Below are 18,108 nucleotides of genomic sequence, written 5' to 3'. Positions count from 1 at the left end.
CGGATGGATCATGAGGAAAGGATCGATGATCCGAGTTTCCAACTAATTACAGCCTCCAACAAACCGGGGGAAGGTCAGCCAGTCGGCCACCACTTTGTGGACCGCGCCCCCGATGGCGGCCGGGTCTTCGCGGGTCAAGCTGGTAATGATGTCGTGGCCAGCCACGGCCTGGCGGCGGCACGCGGTTTCCAGCCGCTCCAGGGCACGCAGCCGCGCCGCGGGCTCGTAGTCGTCGAAGTTGAGTTCACCGATGCGCGCCACCGCCGCGTCCAGCGCATCCAGCGCCGACGCCAGCTCCGCAGTAGCGGCCACCGCCATCGAACTCATGTTCGAGACAGTACCGACGCGCACCGACATTGATCGGGCCAAGACCGCGAGCGTGCGCAAAATGCCGTCGCCAAGCGGCGTGTCGGACCGGGGACACGCACGCTCGCGGCGAGGGCGAGGGGGACCCCCACTAGGCTGCACCCATGCGGGTTGGCGTGCTGGGGGCAAAGGGCAAAGTCGGGGCGACGATGGTGCAAGCGGTGCAGGCCGCCGACGACCTGACCCTGTCCGCCGAAGTGGACGTCGACGACCCGCTGAGCCTGCTGACCGACAGCCAGACCGACGTGGTCATCGACTTCACCCACCCCGACGTCGTGATGGACAACCTGAAGTTCTTGATCGACAACGGTATTCACGCGGTCGTCGGAACCACCGGCTTCACCGACGAGCGGCTGCAGCAGGTGCGCTCGTGGCTGGCCGCCAAGCCGGGCGCCGCGGCGATCATCGCGCCCAACTTCGCCATCGGAGCGGTGTTGTGCATGCATTTCGCCAAGCAGGCCGCGCCGTTCTACGAGTCGGTGGAAGTGATCGAGCTGCACCACCCGCACAAGGCCGACGCGCCGTCGGGAACCGCGGCGCGCACCGCGCAGCTGATCGCCGAGGCTCGAAAAGACTTGCCGCCCAACCCCGATGCCACCAGCACCGGCCTGCCCGGAGCCCGCGGCGCCGACGTCGACGGCGTGCCGGTGCATTCGGTGCGGCTCGCCGGCCTGGTAGCCCACCAGGAAGTGCTGTTCGGCACCGCGGGCGAGACACTGACCATCCGCCACGACAGCATCGACCGCAGCTCCTTTGTGCCCGGTGTGCTGCTGGCGGTCCGTCGGGTGTCCGAACGCCCGGGTCTCACCGTCGGAATTGAATCGCTGCTCGACTTGCAATGACCAGAGTGGTACGTCTCCAGCTGCTGATCGCGTTCATGTGCGTGGCGCTGCTGGTGTATCTGGTGCTGCTCGGCCGGACCGCGGTGCTGCTGATCGGCTCGGGCCGTGCCGCGGGCATCATGCTGGGCGCGGCGCTGCTGATTCTGCCCGTCATCGGGTTGTGGGCGATGGTGGCCACCCTGCGCGCCGGCTTCGCCCACCAGAAGCTGGCCCGGCTGATCGCCGACGACGGAATGGAACTCGACGTCAGTGCGCTGCCGCGGCGACCCTCCGGACGCATCGACAAAGACGCCGCCGATGCACTGTTCGACACGGTCCGCAACGAACTGCACGACGACCCGGACAACTGGCGACGCTGGTACCGGCTGGCCCGCGCCTACGACTATGCCGGTGACCGCGGCCGCGCGCGCGAAGCCATGAAGAAAGCCCTTGAGCTGCAGGCGCACGAATGACCAAGACGCTGTTGGTGATTCACCACACCCCGTCGCCCGCAACTCGCGAGCTGCTGGAGGCCGTGCTCGCCGGAGCCAACGACCCCGAAATCGACGGAGTGGACGTCGTGGTGCGGCCGGCGCTGGCCGGAACCGTCCCGGACATGCTCGACGCCGACGGCTACCTGTTCGGGACGACGGCAAACCTCGGCTACATGTCCGGGGCGCTCAAGCATTTCTTCGACACGGTGTATTACCCGAGCCTGGATCACGTGGCGGGCCGGCCATACGGTCTATGGGTGCACGGCAACAACGACACCGTGGGCGCGGCGAACGCGGTGGACAAGGTGGCGACGGGCTTGTCGCTGGCCAAAGTTGCCGACGTGCTCGAGGTCGTCGGCGGAATCGATGCCGCGATTCGCGAGCGCGCATACGAACTGGGTGGGACGCTGGCTGCGACACTGATGGGGTGAGGTGATGAGCGCGGTTATCGAGATTCCAAGGGGCCACAATCCGTTCCCGACGACGGGCGTGACCCGGGACCGCGACGGCGTCCCGCACTACGACGAACTGCCGCCCACCCTGCTGGACATGCTCGCCCGCCACGTCGAGGCCCGGCCGGACAGCGAGGCCGTCGTCGAACTGGGCGCCGAACGGCTGACCTACCAACAGCTCTGGGACGCCGCAGCGCGGGTGGCCGGCGGCCTGCGCGCGGACGGACTGCAACCAGGCGACCGCGTCGCGGTGCGATACCCGGCCGGCCTCAACTGGGTACTGGCGTTCTGGGGCACCGTCATGGCCGGCGGGGTCGCGGTCCCAGTGAACACCCGGTCGGCCGAGCCGGAGGTCGAGTTCATCCTCTCCGACGCCGGCGCCCGCGTCGACCTTGCCGCCGACACGCCGCTGCCCGCCGGCGAACCCTTTGTGGCGCAAGGACTGGATGCCACCGACATCGCCGCGCTGTTCTACACCTCGGGCACCACCGGACGGCCCAAAGGCGTGCCGACCACCCATGAAGCGTTCCTGACCAACGCCGAAAACATGGTGCGCTGTGTGGGTCTCGAGCGTGACGTCGGCGAGGAATTCCGCACGCTCATCTCGGTGCCGCTGTTCCACGTGACCGGCTGCAACTCGCAACTGCTGGCCGCCGCTTACGTCGGCGGCGCGTCGGTGATCATGCCCGCGCTCGACCTGCCCGGCCTGATCAAGACATTGTCCGCCGAGCGGATCTCGTCCATGGTGACGGTCCCCGCCGTCTACGCTTTGCTGTTGCGGCACAACGACTTCAAGGACGCCGACGTCTCCAGCGTTCGATGGGTCGGCTACGGGGGCGCACCGATCGCGCCGTCGTTGGTCAAGGCCGTGAAAAGCGCGTTCCCGCAGGCCGCGGTGTTCAACGGGTACGGAATGACCGAAACCGCCTCGCTGATGACGACATTGCCCGACGGCGACGCCGTCGAGCACGCCGACTCGGTCGGATACGCCGTGCCCTCCGTGGACTTAGGCGTCGTCCCGTACGGCGACGAACCGACGGTGGGGGAGTTGGTGACCCGCGGCGCCAATGTCACGGCGGGCTACTGGAACCGGCCGGAGGCCACCGCCGCCACCATCGTCGACGGCTGGCTGCACACCGGCGACGTGGTTCGCGTCGACGACGCCGGCCGGGTGCACATCGTCGACCGGCTCAAGGACATCATCAACCGCGGCGGTGAGAACGTCTCCAGCGTCGAGGTCGAGGCGGTGCTGCTGTCGGCGCCCGGTGTCGCCGACGCCTGCGTGCTGGCGGTGCCCGACGAAGTCATGGGCGAGAAGGTCGGCGCAGTGCTGTTCGGCGAGCAGATCGACGTCGACGCGGTCCTGGACCATTGCCGAGGACAACTCGCCGACTTCAAGATTCCCCAATACATCACCGTGGTCACCGAAGCGCTGCCGCGCAACCCCGGCGGCAAACTGCTCAAAGGTCAACTGCGCGAACAGGTGCAGTGGGGTCCGGCGCTGCGATGACCCTGCTGGTCGCCAACCGTGGCGAAATCGCACTGCGGATCATCCGCACCGCAACGGAATTGGATATCGGCACCGTCGCGGTATACGCCGAAGACGATGCCGACAGCCCGCACGTGCATGCCGCTGACGAGGCCATCGGTTTGTCCGGCACCGGCCCCGCCGCCTACCTGGATCACGCTGCGATACTGGCGGCAGCCAAGCAGTGCGGCGCCGAGCTGATACATCCCGGCTACGGGTTCCTGTCCGAGAACGCCGAATTCGCGCATGCCTGCGCTGCGGCCGGACACACCTTCGTCGGACCGGACCCCGACGCACTCGAGCTGTTCGGCAACAAGTCCGCCGCACGCCGGGCCGCGGCCGGGGCGGGCATTCCGGTGCTGGCGGCCACCGACGGGCCGAGCAGCGTCGAGGAGATACGGGCATTCGCGGCCGCACAGCCACACGGCATCGTGATCAAAGCGCTGGCCGGCGGCGGAGGGCGCGGCATGCGAATCGTCCGCGACGCCGGGCAGATCGACGATGCGTATCGCCAGTGTGCCGCCGAGGCTCAACTCGGTTTCGGCGACCCAGCGGTGTTCGCCGAGGTTTTGTTCGACAACGCCCGCCACATCGAGGTGCAGATCGTCGCGACACCGGAACGCGCCCTCGCACTCGGCGACCGAGACTGCAGCATCCAGCGGCGCTACCAAAAACTCGTCGAAATCGCACCGGCGCAAGGGATTTCCACGGCACTACGCCGCGACCTGCACCGGGCCGCGGCGGTACTGTGCGCTCGGGTCGGCTACCGGGGGCTGGCCACGGTCGAATTCCTGGTCGCCGGCGAGCAGTTCGCCTTTCTGGAAGTCAACCCGCGAATCCAGGTGGAGCACACCGTGACCGAGGAGGTCACCGGGATCGACCTGGCCGCCGTGCAACTGGGAATCGCTCGCGGCGCGTCGTTCCGCCAGCTTCGCCTGCCCGCGGGCATCGTCGCCGACCGCACCGGAGTTACCGGCGCGCCCGCGGCGGTGCGCGGCATCGCGGTCCAGACCCGGGTCAACATGGAGACCATCGCCGCCGACGGGTCGGTCGTGCCCACTACGGGCACCCTCACGGTGTTCTCGCCACCAAGCGGGCCCGGCGTGCGCGTCGACACCTACGGGCGGCCGGGGTTGACGCCCAGCCCGCGCTATGACTCACTGCTGGCGAAGGTGATCACCCACGTGCGCGGATCGTCGTTTCCTGCAGCGCTGCGCAAAGCGCAGACGGCGCTGGGAGAGTTCGGCATCGAGGGGATCCGCACCAACATCGGGTTCCTGCGAGAGGTGCTGTCGCACAGCCACGTTGAGTCCGGCGTGGTGACGACGAGCTTCGTCGACGAGAACCTGGCCGCGCTGGCCGGTGCCGCGATGTCGCACCACTCCGAGGTCCGGGTCGCGCCGCTCGAGCTGTACCCGGGTGAAGAGGTCCTGCGCGCGCAGCTGGCCGGCACCGTCGTCGAGGTCGTGCCGGACGGCGCCGAGCTCAACACGGGCCAGCAGGTCGTCGTGCTCGAGGCCATGAAGATGCAGCACGTGCTGGCCGCGCCGGATGCGTTGCGCACAGTGCGAAACCTCGTGGCGCCGGGTCAGGTTGTCGGAACCGGCGACCCGCTGGTGGTTTTCACCCGCACCAGCGCCGGCGCAACCGGCGAGACGGCCGCCGAAGTCGACCTCGACCGCAGCCGTGCCGACCTCGACGAAGTACGGCGCCGCCATATGCTCACCCTCGACGAGGGCCGCCCGTCCGCTGTTGCCAAGCGGCACAAGCAGAATCGCCGCACCGCGCGCGAGAACATCGCCGGCCTGGTGGACCCCGGCAGCTTTGTCGAGTACGGCGCGCTGGCTGTCGCCGCGCAGCGCAGCCGACGCGCCGAAGAGGACCTGATTGCCAACACACCCGCCGACGGGCTGGTCGCCGGGCTGGCCCGAATCAACGGGTTCGAGGCTGCGGTGCTGTCCTACGACTACACCGTGCTCGCCGGCACGCAGGGCATGCGCAACCACGCGAAAACCGACCGCGTCTTCGATCTGGCCGCGCGCAAACACATTCCGCTGGTGCTGTTCGCCGAAGGCGGCGGCGGCCGGCCCGGCGACACCGACGTCGCCGGAGTCGCCGGACTGGACGTGCCGACCTTCCGCGCACTGGGCGCGCTGAGCGGACGGGTGCCGCTGGTGTCGATCGTCTCCGGACGGTGCTTCGCCGGCAACGCCGCGCTGGCCGGTACCTGCGACGTGATCATCGCGACCCCAGACGCCAACATCGGCATGGGCGGGCCGGCGATGATCGAGGGCGGCGGGCTGGGGGTGTACCGGCCGGAGGACATCGGGCCGATCGACGTGCAACGACGCAACGGGGTGGTCGGCCTGGCCGCGCGCGACGAAGCCCACGCTGTCGCGCTGGCCAAGCAGTACCTCTCCTACTTTCAGGGCCGCCTCGACGACTGGCAGGCACCCGATCCACGACTGGCCCGGCATGTGGTGCCGGAGAACAGATTACGGGCCTACGACGTGCACCGCGCCATCGAATCGATTGTCGACGTCGGCTCGGTGCTGGAGTTGCGCCCCGACTACGGCGTCGGCGTGGTCACCGCGCTGGTCCGCGTCGAGGGCGTGCCGTACGGGTTGCTGGCCAACGGCAGCCATCATCTCGGCGGCGCCATCGACGCCGAGGCCGCCGACAAGATCGCCGATTTCCTGAACCTGTGCGAATCCTCATGCCTGCCGATCATCTCGCTGTGCGACACCCCGGGCTTCATGGTCGGACCCGACGCCGAAGTCGACGCCGCCGTGCGGCGGATGAGCCGGCTGTTCGTACACGGCGCACGGCTGACCGTGCCGTTCGGCATGATCATTCTGCGCAAGGGCTACGGGCTGGGCGCGATGGCGATGGCCGGCGGCTCCTTTCGCGCCCCGGAGTTCACCGTGGCCTGGCCGACCGGCGAGATCGGCGGGATGGGCCTCGAAGGTGCTGTGCGGCTGGGGTTTTCCAAGGAGCTGGCGGCCGTGGCGGATCCCATCGAACGGCAGAAGCTGTTCGACAAGCTGGTCGACGCCGCGTACCAGCACGGCAAAGCGCTCACGTCGGCCACCACATTCGAGCTCGACGACGTGATCGACCCGGCGGACTCGCGTATGTGGATCGCCCGCTTGACTGATCGAACCTGACGTCGGATTCAGCTACACTGCGGGATGTGGAGCTGGCCGCGTCAGATGCTCATGAGAGCGCACCGCCCCTGGCGCCGCCCGCACTGCTGCGCCGGCCGCCGGCGACCGTGCGGGGCGCGCGGACCCGGGCGGCGCTCGTCGCCGCCGCACGCAAGGTGTTCGAGCGGGACGGCTACCTCGACGCCAAGCTGAGCGACATCACCAAGGCGGCACGGTGTGCGACCGGGTCCTTCTACACGTATTTCGCCGGCAAGGAAGAGATCTTCGCCGCTGTCCTCGAGGAAGCGCAGCGCGACATGATGCACCCGGGCATGGGCCGCGTCGCCGACACCGACCACCCGTATGCGGTGCTCGAGGCCAGCAACCGGGCCTATCTGGAGGCTTACCGGCGCAACGCCAGGCTCATGGGCCTGCTCGAACAGGTCGCGCAAGTCGACCCCGAGTTCCGTAAATTCCGCAAGCGCCGCGCCGACGCATTCATCGAGCGCAACGCTCGCGGGATCGCCGAACTGCAGGCGCGCGGGCTCGCCGACCCGAAGATCGATCCGATGCTCGCATCAAGAGCGCTGTCGGGCATGGTCAGCCGCCTTGCCTACAGCGTCTTCGCGCTCGGCGAGAGCGACGAGAGTGACGAACCGGTCGAATTCGAGGCGCTGGTGTCCACACTGACCCGGCTGTGGGCCAACGCCCTGCGCTTCCCTGAGCACCGGAATTGAACTTGAGGCCGGATTCAACTATAAAGGGAGGCCGGGTCACGACGACGAGGATTCGCTTGTGAAGGTTGCTCAGAAGGTCGCCATCGTCACCGGCGGCGGCGGCGGTATCGGCGGCGCGCTGGCTGGCAAGCTCAGCGAAAAGGGTGCCCGGGTCGTCGTCGCCGACCTCGACGCGGACGCCGCCAAGGCGGTGGCAGACACGATCAACGACCAGCGACCAGGCACAGCCGCAAGCGCGGGTGCCGACGTTTCCGACACCGCGCAAATCCGGGGACTGGTCGAGCTCGCAGAACGCGAATTCGCGCCAGTAGACCTGTATTTCGCTAACGCGGGCATCACCGGTGCCGCGGGGCTCGACGTGAGCGAGGCCGACTGGGACCGGTCGATCGACGTCAACCTGCGCGCACACATCCGCGCTGCGCAATTGCTGGTACCCGGTTGGGTCGAGCGCGGCGAAGGATACTTCGTGTCCACCGCGTCGGCCGCCGGGCTGCTCACCCAGCTCGGGTCGGCGACCTACTCGGTCACCAAGCACGCGGCCGTCGGCTTCGCCGAGTGGCTCAACATCACCTACGGCGACCAGGGCGTGCGGGTGAGCTGCCTGTGCCCGATGGGAGTGAACACCAAGCTGCTGTACTCGGGGGAGCAGTCCGGCGATCCGCTGGGTGACCTCGCCACCCGCGCCGTCACCACCGCGGGCGCAGTGCTGGAACCCGATGCGGTCGCCGACATCGTCCTGGAGGCCGTCGACGACGAGCGGTTCCTGATCCTTCCGCACCCGGAAGTGCTGGAGATGTACCGCCACAAAGCAACCGATTACGACCGTTGGCTGCGCGGCATGCGCCGCTACCAGCGCAGCCTGCTGCAACAGTGACAGGAGCCGTCATGTCGTTGTTCGAAATGTCCGACCGGGCAAAGAAATATCAGGCCGATCTGCTGGAATTCATGGACTCGCATGTCTACCCGGCCGAGGCCGTCTACGACGAACAGATGCGCCAATCCGGCGACCCGCACTTCCAGCCGCCGATCATGGAAGAGCTGAAGGCCGAAGCCCGCAAGCGCGGATTGTGGAACCTCTTCCACCCGCATCCCGAATGGGGGCCGGGGCTGACCAACCTCGAGTACGCGCCGCTGGCAGAGATCATGGGCCGCAGCCACCTTGCGCCCGAGGCGTGCAACTGCAGCGCACCCGACACCGGAAACATGGAGGTGCTCACGCTGTTCGGCAGCGAGGAGCACAAAGAGAGATACCTCAGACCGCTGCTCGACGGGACCATCCGCTCGGCGTTCGCGATGACCGAGCCGCAGGTGGCCAGCTCGGATGCCACCAACGTCGAGCTGTCGATGGTGCGCGACGGCGACGAGTATGTGCTCAACGGACGGAAGTGGTTCGCGTCCAACGCGTTACACAAGAACTGCAAGGTGCTGATCGTGATGGGCAAGACCGACCCGACGGCCGCGCCGCACCGGCAGCAGTCGATGATGGTCGTGCCCATCGACGCACCCGGCGTCACCGTGATGCGGGGCCTGCCCGTGTTCGGTTATCAGGACCGCGAGGGCCACGCCGAGATCGACTTCAAAGACGTTCGGGTGCCGGTCACCGACGTGCTCAAGGGCGAAGGCGAAGGGTTTGCGATCAGCCAGGCCAGGCTCGGGCCCGGCCGTATCCACCACTGCATGCGGGCGATCGGCATGGCCGAGCGCGCCCTTGAATTGCTGTGCACGCGTGCGCAATCCCGGGTCACCTTCGGCAAACCGGTCAGCGAGAACGCGAACATTCAGGACTGGATCGCCGAGTCGCGCATCGAGATCGAGATGATCCGGCTGCTCACCCTCAAGGCCGCCTACCTGATGGACACCGTCGGCAACAAGGCGGCGCAGACCGAGATCGCCGCCATCAAGGTCGCCGCCCCCCAGGTGGCGCTGAAAGTGGTCGACCGCGCGATCCAGGTACACGGCGGCGGCGGTGTCACCGACGACTTTCCGCTGGCCATGGCGTGGGCGCACCTGCGCACGCTACGTTTGGCCGACGGACCCGACGAAGTGCACAAGCGGGCCATCGCCCGCCGCGAGCTGCGCAAGTACCAGGAGGCGAGCCAACGATGACGTCACCGGACCTGAAAGGCCGCACCGCGATCGTCACCGGCGCCTCGCGCGGCATCGGGCTGGCGATCGCGCAACGGCTGGGCGATGCCGGCGCCAACGTCGTGCTCACCTCCCGCAAGCAGGACAGCGCGGACGCCGCGGCCGCGCAGGTCAGCGGTAACGCGTTGGGCGTCGGCGCTCACGCGGTCGACGAGGAGGCCGCGCAACGCTGCGTCGACCTGACCCTCGAGCGGTTCGGCAGCATCGACATCCTGGTCAACAACGCCGGAACCAACCCGGCCTACGGGCCGCTGATCGAGCAGGATCACGCCCGCTTCGCCAAGGTCTTCGACGTCAACCTGTGGGCGCCGCTGCTGTGGACGTCGCTGGCCGTCAAGGCGTGGATGGGCGAGCACGGCGGCGCGGTGGTCAACACCGCGTCCATCGGCGGCCTGCATTTCTCGCCGTTCATGGGTATGTACAACGCCACCAAGGCGGCGCTGATCCACGTCACCAAGCAACTGGCGCTGGAACTTTCGCCGCGGGTGCGAGTCAACGCGATCTGCCCGGGCGTGGTGCGCACCCGGCTCGCCGAGGCGCTGTGGAAAGACCACGAGGATCCGCTGGCGGCGACCACGCCACTGGGCCGCATCGGCGAACCGGTCGATGTGGCGGGCGCGGGGGCGTTTTTGGTGTCGGATGAGGCGAGCTGGATCACCGGGGAAGCCATGGTGATCGACGGCGGGCAGTTGCTCGGCAACGCGACGGGGTTCCGCGGCTGAGGTGCTGTGAACGCCGCCGTCACCACTGCAGCCGGCGGGCGACCTCGCCGTAGCGCTCGATGTGCTCCCGACTGCCCAGGGCGTTGTAGAGCACCAGCCGGGTGGCGAACCCGGCGTATTTCTCGGTGAGCGCGTCGGCCAAACCGTCCCAGGTCGACTCGGTGGCGAACGCGGCGAGATGCCCGTCGGTGATCTGGGCCGCCATGCCGGCGAAGTCACCGGCCTTCTGCTTTTCCCGGATCCGCGCGGTTGTGCCCTCGAACCCGGCTTCGTCCCAGATGAACGCGTAGTTGGGCGTGCTTCCGTAGAAGGCCATCGCGGCTCGCACGGTTTCTCTCTGGCTGGCGCGCTCCTCGTCGCTGTCGCCGACGATCGTCATCTCCGGCACGATCACCGCGATGTCCGACACGGCGCGGCCGGCTTTCGCCGCGCCCTCCGCGATGTTCGGCAGCGCGTGCCGGGTGAGGCAGCCGGGCTCGGCGATCGGATGGATGTGCACGCCGTCGGCCACTTCGCCGGCCATCCGCAGCATCCACGGATTCACCGCCGCAATATCCACTTTGGGGTCCGGAGCCTCGATGGGGCCCGGGCTCCACTGCGGCGTGATGAAGTCCAGGTCGTAGAACTCGCCGTGGTAATCGAGCCGCCCGGTCCGAAACGCCGCGAAGCAGGCCTTCACCGCCAGCACGTAGTCGCGCAGCCGCGGGCCCGGCCGCTCGAACGCCGCACCGTAGCGCCGCTCGATGTGACGGCGCACTTGTGTCCCGAGGCCGAGCCGGAACTTCCCGCCGCTGGCCTGCTGAAGCTCCCACGCCGTGGTGGCCGTGACGAACGGACTGCGCGGAAACGCCACCGCGACGCCGGTGGACAACTCCAGCCCGGGCGCGGCCTGCGAGGCGACCGCCGCGTTGAGGTAGGCAGTCCGACCGGTCTCGGTGAACAACAGCCCGGAGAACCCGGCGGACTGGGTTCGCCGGGCAAGCTCGCCGATCTGGCCCAGCGGCGCGGGGGACGTCATCGCGTCGACGTGCATGGTCGGCGCGCCTAGAGCTTGGCTGCGAAGAAGTCCCGCATCGCCGTCCAGTGCCGCTCGGCGGCGTCGGCGTCATACGGCGGGTTGTCGGGCACGGCGAAGCCATGCTCGGCGGGATAGGTCTCGATGGTGTGCTCGACGCCGGCCGCGGTCAGCGCCTTCTCGAGCTGCTCGGCGTGTTCCGCGGTGAACGAGCCGTCGTTGCGCGCGCCGGCGACGTAGATGGCGGCCTGGATCTGGTCGGCCAGCAGATGCGGGCTGTCGGCGCGGTCGGTGACCAGCCCGCCGCCGTGGAACGACGCGGCCGCCGCGACCCGCCCCGGCTGCCGGCCCGCCACCACCAGCGAGGTCCGCCCGCCCATGCAGTAACCGCACACGCCGAATCGGTCACCTTTGACCTCCGGGCGGTCGGCCAAGTAGTCGAAGAACGCTTCGGCGTCGAGCGCCATCTTCATCGGCGTGACGTCGCTCATCATCGAGAACAGCCGCTGACGTTCCTTCGGGTCGCTGAACGCGGTCGACATGTCGAACGGCTCCCAGTCGCCGGAGCGGTAGTACACGTCGGGCAGCAGCACCGCGTAACCGAAACCGGCCAGCTTGGCGGCCATCTCGTAGAACGTGTCCCGCACCCCGCCGGCGTCTGGGTACATGACCACGCCCGGCCAGGGGCCGTCCCCGTCGGGCGTATACAGGCGGACCGTGCAGTCTCCGTCGGCGGTGGTGACGGTGTCGGTGATGTACGGCATGGCTACCGTTCTACTCGCCGCGATCGCCGCTACGCTGAGGGGCGTGCCGATCGCCACACCGTACGAGGATCTGCTGCGCCTGGTACTCGAGCGGGGCACGCCCAAGTCCGACCGCACCGGGACCGGCACCCGCAGCCTTTTCGGCCACCAGATGCGCTACGACCTCTCAGCCGGCTTTCCTCTGATCACCACCAAAAAGGTGCACTACAAATCGGTGGTCTACGAGCTGCTGTGGTTTTTGCGCGGCGACTCCAACATCGGCTGGCTGCACGAGCACGGCGTCACCATTTGGGACGAATGGGCTTCTGACACAGGCGATCTCGGTCCGATCTACGGTGTGCAGTGGCGGTCCTGGCCCACGCCGTCGGGCGAGCACATCGACCAGATCAGTGCTGCGCTGGAACTGCTGCGCACCGACCCGGACTCGCGGCGCATCATCGTGTCGGCGTGGAACGTCGGCGACATCCCGCAGATGGCGCTGCCGCCATGCCATCTGCTGTTCCAGTTCTATGTGGCCGAAGGAAAGTTGAGCTGTCAGCTCTACCAGCGCAGCGCCGACCTGTTCCTCGGCGTGCCGTTCAACATCGCCAGCTACGCGCTGCTGACTCACATGATGGCCGCCCAGGCCGGCCTGGGGGTAGGCGAGTTCATCTGGACGGGCGGGGACTGCCACATCTACGACAACCATGTCGAGCAGGTGACCGAGCAATTGCGGCGTGACCCGCGGCCGTATCCGGAACTTGTTCTGGCGCCGAGGGCTTCGATTTTCGACTACACCTACGACGACATCGCCATCGTGAACTACCACCCGCATCCGGCGATCAAAGCCCCCGTCGCCGTATGACTCGCGCCTGCGCCGATGCAGAGCGAAGCGATGAGGAGAAGCGGCGCGCATCCGCCGAGGTGAGTCTGATCTGGGCTCAGTCGACGTCGGGGATCATCGGCCGTGCCGGCGGCATCCCGTGGCGGCTCCCGGAAGACCAGGCCCGCTTCAAGGACCTCACGATGGGCCACACCGTGGTGATGGGCCGGCTGACCTGGGAGTCGCTGCCCGCCCGGTTCCGGCCGCTGCCGGGCCGCCGAAACGTCGTACTGACCCGCCGGCCTGGTTATGCGGCCGAAGGCGCGAAGGTCGTCGGCACCATCGAGCAAGCGCTCACCGAGCCGGAGACGTGGGTGATCGGCGGCCAACAGATCTACTCGCTCGCAATGCCGTGGGCCACCCGCTGCGAAGTCACCGAGGTCGAGATCGATCTACCCCGAGACGACGGCGACGTGCTGGCTCCGGTTCTCGACGAAACCTGGACCGGTGCGACGGGGGAATGGTTGACCAGCAGCACCGGATTGCGTTACCGGCTACACACTTATCGGCGTTGATAGCCGCCGCGCTACGAGCGTGACATACTCGGCTGGGAGCGGTTTTACCGTGTCTGCCAAGCATTTCAGAAGGGAGAATGTTCAGTGTCAACTGAATCTCGGCCCAAGTTCTCTCGCGTGGTGGTTGGCTACGATCCGGTGGCCGTCGATACGTGCATCGACGAGTTGATCGCCAGGCAGCAGTTTCTGCTCGACGACATCGAAGCCCTGAGGGCCCGGCTGAAAGAATCCTGCGACGAAGTAGCCGCACTGCGAAAGGAAGTGGCGTTCCTCAACGACACCTCGCCGTCGCCGCACGCGGTACCGCAGCGGATGTCGAAACTGTTGCGGCACGCGATCGACGAGGTGTCCGAGATGCAGGCCGAGGCCAAGGCCGAGGTGCAGGCGCTGGTCGCGACCATCGAGTCCGAGGCCGAGACCGCACACCGAAAGCACGAGGAGCTGTTGGCGGACATGGCCGCGCAGCGAAGTGCCCTGGACGCCGAGTGTGCCGAAACCAGGAGTCAACTCGAAGCGGAACTGGCCGGCAAGCGCGCAGAGGCGCAGTCGGAGATCGACGACCTGATGCACAAAGCCGAGCAGGACCGGGATCAGCTGCTCGCCGAGGCCAGGCAGGAGGCTGAGCGCCTACGCGAGGAGGCGCGCCGAGTGGTCGACGAGGCCAACCAGCAGCGGATCAAAATCCTCGAGCAACTGATGGACGTCTACCGAGGGGTTGAGACGATTCCGGCCGCTCTGGAGTCGGCGTACCAGGATCGCGACAAACCGCCGGAGGCCGGCGTCGTGGTGCCCTTCGAGCAGAAGAGAAGCACTGGCTAGCACGCTGACCGCGAGCTCTTCCCGGACAGGCGAATTCGATCGGATCTGCCGCGGCGCCGAGCCACAGGCGCTACCGTTCGTTTACCTCATCGTGTTGCAGGGAGGTAGCTGTGTTCGACGTCAAAAGCACGTTCGAGGTCCCGAGGGTGGAGAACCTGAGCCGCCGGGAGTTCGAGGAGCGCTTCCTCGTCCCGCAGCGCCCGGTGATCATCTCCGGTGCTATGGAGGGATGGCCCGCGCGGGAACAGTGGAGCAACGACTACCTCAAAGAGAAAGTCGGCGCCCGCACCGTCCGCCCCTCCAAGGCCCACGCGGGCGTCCACCTCTACGACCCGAAGAAGCACCTCAACGACGAATCGCCGATGACGCTCGCCGAGTACATCGATCTGCTCGCGAGCGGCGCCATCTCCGACGGCCAGCTCTACGTCACGCAATTCCCCATCAAGACCGCGCTCCCCGAGCTCTGGCCCGACGTCCGCTTTCCGTCCTTTGTCGACGAGCGCAGGTACGGCGCCGTGAGTCTGTGGTTCGGCCCCGGCAACAACTTGACCCCTCTCCATTACGACGCCGCTAACAACTTCCTCACGCAGATCCGCGGCCGAAAGCAGCTGATGCTCTGCCCACCTCGGGAGATCGCCCGCCTCTACCCCTACCCCTTCCGGTACGTCGGCAACCACATCTCCCAGGTCAACGTCGCCTCCCCGGATCTGACCCAGTTCCCGGCCTGGGCCCAAGCAGACCGGGCTGTCGTCGAGCTCGACCCCGGCGACATGCTCTTCATCCCCACCTACTGGTGGCACGCCGTTTGGGGCATCGACCAGAACATGTCGATCAGCTACTGGTGGTGGCCCCGCCTCGCCAATTTGCTGCAGCACCCCCGCCAGACGGCCCGTGGCATCCGAAGCATGGCTCATGTGGGCCATCTCGTCGCCGCGAGCACGCTGCAGAAGGTCGCCCGCCGCACCGAACTCCAAGCCTCCTCCTGACCCCGCGAACTGCGCGCGACGGTCAGCTGGGCCACACCTGTCGGGCAACCCGCTGAAAGTTGCCGCCGAGCACCGCGGTGACGTCGGCATCGGACCAGCCGCGGCCGTGTAGGTGCTGGCCGATCGTGACGAACGTTTCCGGCGGCATCCATCGGATGGGTCCCCACCGCGTGTAGCTGGCGTCGAACAGCTGCGGGTTGGCTTGCAGCTCGACGACGAAGTCGGCGTAATCGAAGGAGAAATCGGTGCTGATCCCGACGTGGTCGATCCCGACCAGTTCGACGGCGTATTCGAGGTGGCGGGTCATCGCATCGAGGGTGGGGGTGTTGGGACCGAGGAAGATCCCGACGCCGGTGATGCCCACGACGCCGCCGGTGGCCGCGCAGGCGCGGGCCTGGTCGTCGGTGATGTTGCGCGGGTGATCCCACACCGCCCTCATGCAGGAATGGCTGTAAATGACTGGGCCGGAAGAGATTTCGCACATGTCCAGGCCGGTACGGGCGCTGCAGTGCGAGCCGTCGGGCACCATGCCCGCCGCGTTCATCGCGGCCACCAGCGACCGACCCCAGGCCGTCAGTCCGTCGTCTCGGCTGTCGAGGCATCCGGAGCCGGCGGCATTGGCGTAGTTGTAGGTGGGCAGCATCGTGCGCACACCGAGTTCGACGAACACCCGCACGTTGTCGAGATCGCCGTCCAGGGGCCGCGAGTCTTCCAGGTCGAACGCCACCGCCGTGCGGCCCGAGCGGGCGATCGTCGGCACATCCTCGGCGGCGACGGCCAACTCGAGGTCGGGGTGGACGTCGATTGCTCGCCGGAAATGGTTCAACAGCGCCGACGCATCGTGGAACGAGTGCGGCGCGTAGCCCGCGTTGACGGACACGAACGCGCCACCCGGCCGCTGGTAGCGGGTCAGCTCCGACACGTCGGCGTCGAGCTGCAGCGGCAGGCACGCATGTTGGTCCCACAGCAGCGAGGTCATGATGAGCCATCCTCCGCTCAGCGGGCTGGCGGCGAGAAAATCGCCGTCCCCGCGGCCCGATAGGGTGAGCGCCGTGGCCGAGACGGCGCCGCTGCGCGTGCAACTGATCGCCAAGACCGAGTTCTTGGCGCCCCCCGACGTGCCGTGGAGCACCGACGCCGACGGCGGCCAAGCGCTGCTCGAGTTCGCCGGCCGGGCCTGCTACCAGAGCTGGTCCAAGCCCAACCCGAAGACCGCGACCAACGCCGACTACCTGCGGCACATCATCGACGTCGGGCATTTCTCGGTGCTCGAGCATGCCAGCGTGTCGTTCTACATCACCGGGATCTCCCGGTCGTGCACCCACGAACTGATCCGGCACCGGCACTTTTCCTACTCTCAGCTGTCGCAGCGCTACGTGCCGGAGAAGAACTCGCAGGTCGTGGTGCCGCCGGGGATGGAAGACGACCCCGAACTGCAGCAGATCCTGACCGCCGCGGCCGACGCCAGCCGCGCCACGTACACCGAACTGCTGGCAAAGCTGGAGGCCAAGTTCTCCGATCAGCCCAACGCCGTCCTGCGGCGCAAGCAGGCCCGCCAGGCCGCCCGCGCCGTGCTGCCCAACGCCACCGAAACCCGCATCGTCGTCACCGGCAACTACCGGGCCTGGCGGCACTTCATCGCGATGCGGGCCAGCGAACACGCCGATGTGGAAATCCGGCGGCTGGCCATCGCGTGCCTGCGCCGGCTCGCCGACGTCGCACCCGCGGTCTTCGCCGATTTTCAGATCACCACGCTGGCCGACGGGACCGAGGTCGCGACCAGTCCGCTTGCCACGGAGGCTTGAGGCGGCCAGGTAACCTTGGCACCGTGACTACCGGCGGAATCGACGTCCACGCCCGCCTGGGCACCCTCCTCACCGCGATGGTGACGCCGTTTACGCCAGACGGTTCCCTGGACCTGCCCGCCGCCGCGCGGCTGGCGAACCACCTCGTCGACGCGGGCTGCGACGGGCTGGTGGTTTCCGGCACCACCGGTGAGTCGCCGACCACGACCGACGCCGAGAAGCTCGCCCTGCTGGGAACCGTGCTGGAGGCGGTCGGTGACCGCGCCCGGGTCGTCGCCGGCGCGGGCACTTATGACACCGCGCACAGCGTGCACCTGGCCACGGCGTGCGCCGCCGAGGGCGCGCACGGACTGCTGGTCGTCACGCCCTATTACTCCAAGCCTCCGCAGAGTGGGCTGATCGCGCACTTCACCGCGGTCGCCGACGCCACTTCGTTGCCGGTGCTGCTCTACGACGTCCCGCCCCGGACGGTGGTGCCGATCGCCCCCGAGACGATCCGCGCGCTGGCGTCGCACCCGAACATCGTCGGCGTCAAGGACGCCAAGGGTGCCCTGGACATCGGCGGGCAGCTGATCGCCGAAACCGGGCTGATCTACTACTCGGGCGACGACGCGCTGAACCTGCCCTGGCTGGCGATGGGCGCGGTCGGTTTCATCAGCGTGTGGAGTCACCTGGCCGCGGGCCCGCTGCGAGAAATGTTGTCGGCGTTCAATGCCGGAGACCTTGCGACGGCCCGCAAGATCAACGCCGCCTTGGCGCCGCTTGGCGCCGCCCAAACCCGGCTGGGCGGCGTGACGATGGCGAAGGCCGGCCTGCGGTTGCAGGGCATCGAAGTGGGTGACCCCCGGTTGCCGCAGATGCCCGCGACGGGCGCGGAGGTGGACGCGTTGGCGGCCGACATGCGTGCGGCCTCGGTGCTCAGGTGACCCGC

At 67.9% G+C, this 18,108-nt stretch carries 18 protein-coding genes and 1 pseudogene; 15 read left to right on the top strand and 4 right to left on the bottom strand.

The annotated features are described in order from the left end of the window. Positions 1–75: 75 nt before the first annotated feature. Positions 76–327, bottom strand: a pseudogene (locus tag AWC14_RS13455) (HNH endonuclease signature motif containing protein); the annotation flags it as partial. A gap of 143 nt (positions 328–470) precedes the next feature. Between AWC14_RS13455 and dapB the strand changes: the two are divergent. Genes dapB through AWC14_RS13410 form a run of 9 tightly spaced genes read left to right on the top strand, consistent with a single transcriptional unit; the run spans position 471 to position 10,411 of the window. Beyond that, positions 471–1,208: a 4-hydroxy-tetrahydrodipicolinate reductase gene (gene dapB, locus AWC14_RS13450; RefSeq protein ID WP_045377947.1), complete on the top strand. Its 738-nt coding sequence runs from the start codon at positions 471–473 to the stop codon at positions 1,206–1,208. Beyond that, positions 1,205–1,660, top strand: a complete 456-nt coding sequence (locus tag AWC14_RS13445) for a tetratricopeptide repeat protein (RefSeq protein WP_045377950.1) — start codon at positions 1,205–1,207, stop codon at positions 1,658–1,660. The genes dapB and AWC14_RS13445 overlap by 4 nt, the downstream gene beginning before the upstream one ends. Next, positions 1,657–2,112 (top strand): flavodoxin family protein, encoded by a 456-nt coding sequence (locus tag AWC14_RS13440; RefSeq protein WP_045377953.1) that lies wholly within the window; start codon positions 1,657–1,659, stop codon positions 2,110–2,112. The genes AWC14_RS13445 and AWC14_RS13440 overlap by 4 nt, the downstream gene beginning before the upstream one ends. Before the next feature lie 4 nt (positions 2,113–2,116). Next, the gene (locus AWC14_RS13435; RefSeq protein WP_045378017.1) at positions 2,117–3,643 is read left to right on the top strand and encodes a class I adenylate-forming enzyme family protein; all 1,527 of its coding nucleotides are present in this window, start codon (positions 2,117–2,119) and stop codon (positions 3,641–3,643) included. Next, positions 3,640–6,828, top strand: a complete 3,189-nt coding sequence (locus AWC14_RS13430; RefSeq protein WP_045378019.1) for an acetyl-CoA carboxylase family protein — start codon at positions 3,640–3,642, stop codon at positions 6,826–6,828. Before AWC14_RS13435 ends, AWC14_RS13430 begins: the two co-directional genes overlap by 4 nt. A 26-nt stretch (positions 6,829–6,854) precedes the next feature. Beyond that, entirely contained in the window at positions 6,855–7,544 is a 690-nt protein-coding gene (locus AWC14_RS13425) for a TetR/AcrR family transcriptional regulator (protein WP_428838969.1), read from the top strand. Between the two features lie 58 nt (positions 7,545–7,602). Then, positions 7,603–8,418, top strand: coding sequence for an SDR family oxidoreductase (locus AWC14_RS13420; protein WP_045377958.1), 816 nt, complete (start codon positions 7,603–7,605; stop codon positions 8,416–8,418). A gap of 11 nt (positions 8,419–8,429) precedes the next feature. Further along, the gene (locus AWC14_RS13415) at positions 8,430–9,650 is read left to right on the top strand and encodes an acyl-CoA dehydrogenase family protein (RefSeq protein ID WP_045377962.1); all 1,221 of its coding nucleotides are present in this window, start codon (positions 8,430–8,432) and stop codon (positions 9,648–9,650) included. Further along, a complete protein-coding gene (locus AWC14_RS13410; protein ID WP_085241290.1) occupies positions 9,647–10,411 on the top strand; it encodes an SDR family oxidoreductase in 765 nt (254 codons plus the stop codon). The genes AWC14_RS13415 and AWC14_RS13410 overlap by 4 nt, the downstream gene beginning before the upstream one ends. A 19-nt stretch (positions 10,412–10,430) precedes the next feature. Here AWC14_RS13410 and AWC14_RS13405 read toward each other — a convergent pair whose 3' ends face one another. Together AWC14_RS13405 and AWC14_RS13400 are read right to left on the bottom strand one after the other, a co-directional pair. Further along, positions 10,431–11,444: a TIGR03617 family F420-dependent LLM class oxidoreductase gene (locus tag AWC14_RS13405; RefSeq protein ID WP_045377968.1), complete on the bottom strand. Its 1,014-nt coding sequence runs from the start codon at positions 11,442–11,444 to the stop codon at positions 10,431–10,433. An 11-nt stretch (positions 11,445–11,455) separates the two neighbouring features. Then, positions 11,456–12,190, bottom strand: coding sequence for a dienelactone hydrolase family protein (locus tag AWC14_RS13400; RefSeq protein WP_045377971.1), 735 nt, complete (start codon positions 12,188–12,190; stop codon positions 11,456–11,458). A 43-nt stretch (positions 12,191–12,233) separates the two neighbouring features. Between AWC14_RS13400 and AWC14_RS13395 the strand changes: the two genes are divergently transcribed. From AWC14_RS13395 to AWC14_RS13380, 4 genes are all read left to right on the top strand, one after another. Continuing rightward, complete coding sequence (locus AWC14_RS13395) at positions 12,234–13,034, top strand: thymidylate synthase (RefSeq protein WP_045377973.1); 801 nt, start codon at positions 12,234–12,236, stop codon at positions 13,032–13,034. Further along, positions 13,031–13,567: a dihydrofolate reductase gene (locus AWC14_RS13390; RefSeq protein ID WP_081968104.1), complete on the top strand. Its 537-nt coding sequence runs from the start codon at positions 13,031–13,033 to the stop codon at positions 13,565–13,567. The genes AWC14_RS13395 and AWC14_RS13390 overlap by 4 nt, the downstream gene beginning before the upstream one ends. Before the next feature lie 84 nt (positions 13,568–13,651). Continuing rightward, positions 13,652–14,386 carry a DivIVA domain-containing protein gene (locus tag AWC14_RS13385; RefSeq protein WP_045377975.1) on the top strand — a complete coding sequence of 245 codons (735 nt, stop codon included), beginning with the start codon at positions 13,652–13,654 and terminating at the stop codon, positions 14,384–14,386. Between the two features lie 110 nt (positions 14,387–14,496). Further along, a complete protein-coding gene (locus AWC14_RS13380; RefSeq protein WP_045377978.1) occupies positions 14,497–15,372 on the top strand; it encodes a cupin-like domain-containing protein in 876 nt (291 codons plus the stop codon). Between the two features lie 22 nt (positions 15,373–15,394). On the opposite strand, the gene AWC14_RS13375 is transcribed toward AWC14_RS13380, so the two are convergent. Then, positions 15,395–16,351, bottom strand: a complete 957-nt coding sequence (locus tag AWC14_RS13375) for a dipeptidase (protein WP_045378024.1) — start codon at positions 16,349–16,351, stop codon at positions 15,395–15,397. A gap of 73 nt (positions 16,352–16,424) precedes the next feature. On the opposite strand from AWC14_RS13375, the gene thyX reads away from it, so the two are divergent. Next, positions 16,425–17,177: an FAD-dependent thymidylate synthase gene (thyX, locus tag AWC14_RS13370; protein WP_045378025.1), complete on the top strand. Its 753-nt coding sequence runs from the start codon at positions 16,425–16,427 to the stop codon at positions 17,175–17,177. Between the two features lie 23 nt (positions 17,178–17,200). Continuing rightward, complete coding sequence (gene dapA, locus AWC14_RS13365; RefSeq protein ID WP_045377980.1) at positions 17,201–18,103, top strand: 4-hydroxy-tetrahydrodipicolinate synthase; 903 nt, start codon at positions 17,201–17,203, stop codon at positions 18,101–18,103. Positions 18,104–18,108 lie beyond the last annotated feature (5 nt).

Origin of the sequence: Mycobacterium kyorinense, assembly GCF_002101735.1 — a bacterium.
GTDB lineage: Bacteria > Actinomycetota > Actinomycetes > Mycobacteriales > Mycobacteriaceae > Mycobacterium > Mycobacterium kyorinense.
Note: the sequence above shows the minus strand (reverse complement) of the source record. Positions and strands in the feature narration are given on the sequence as shown.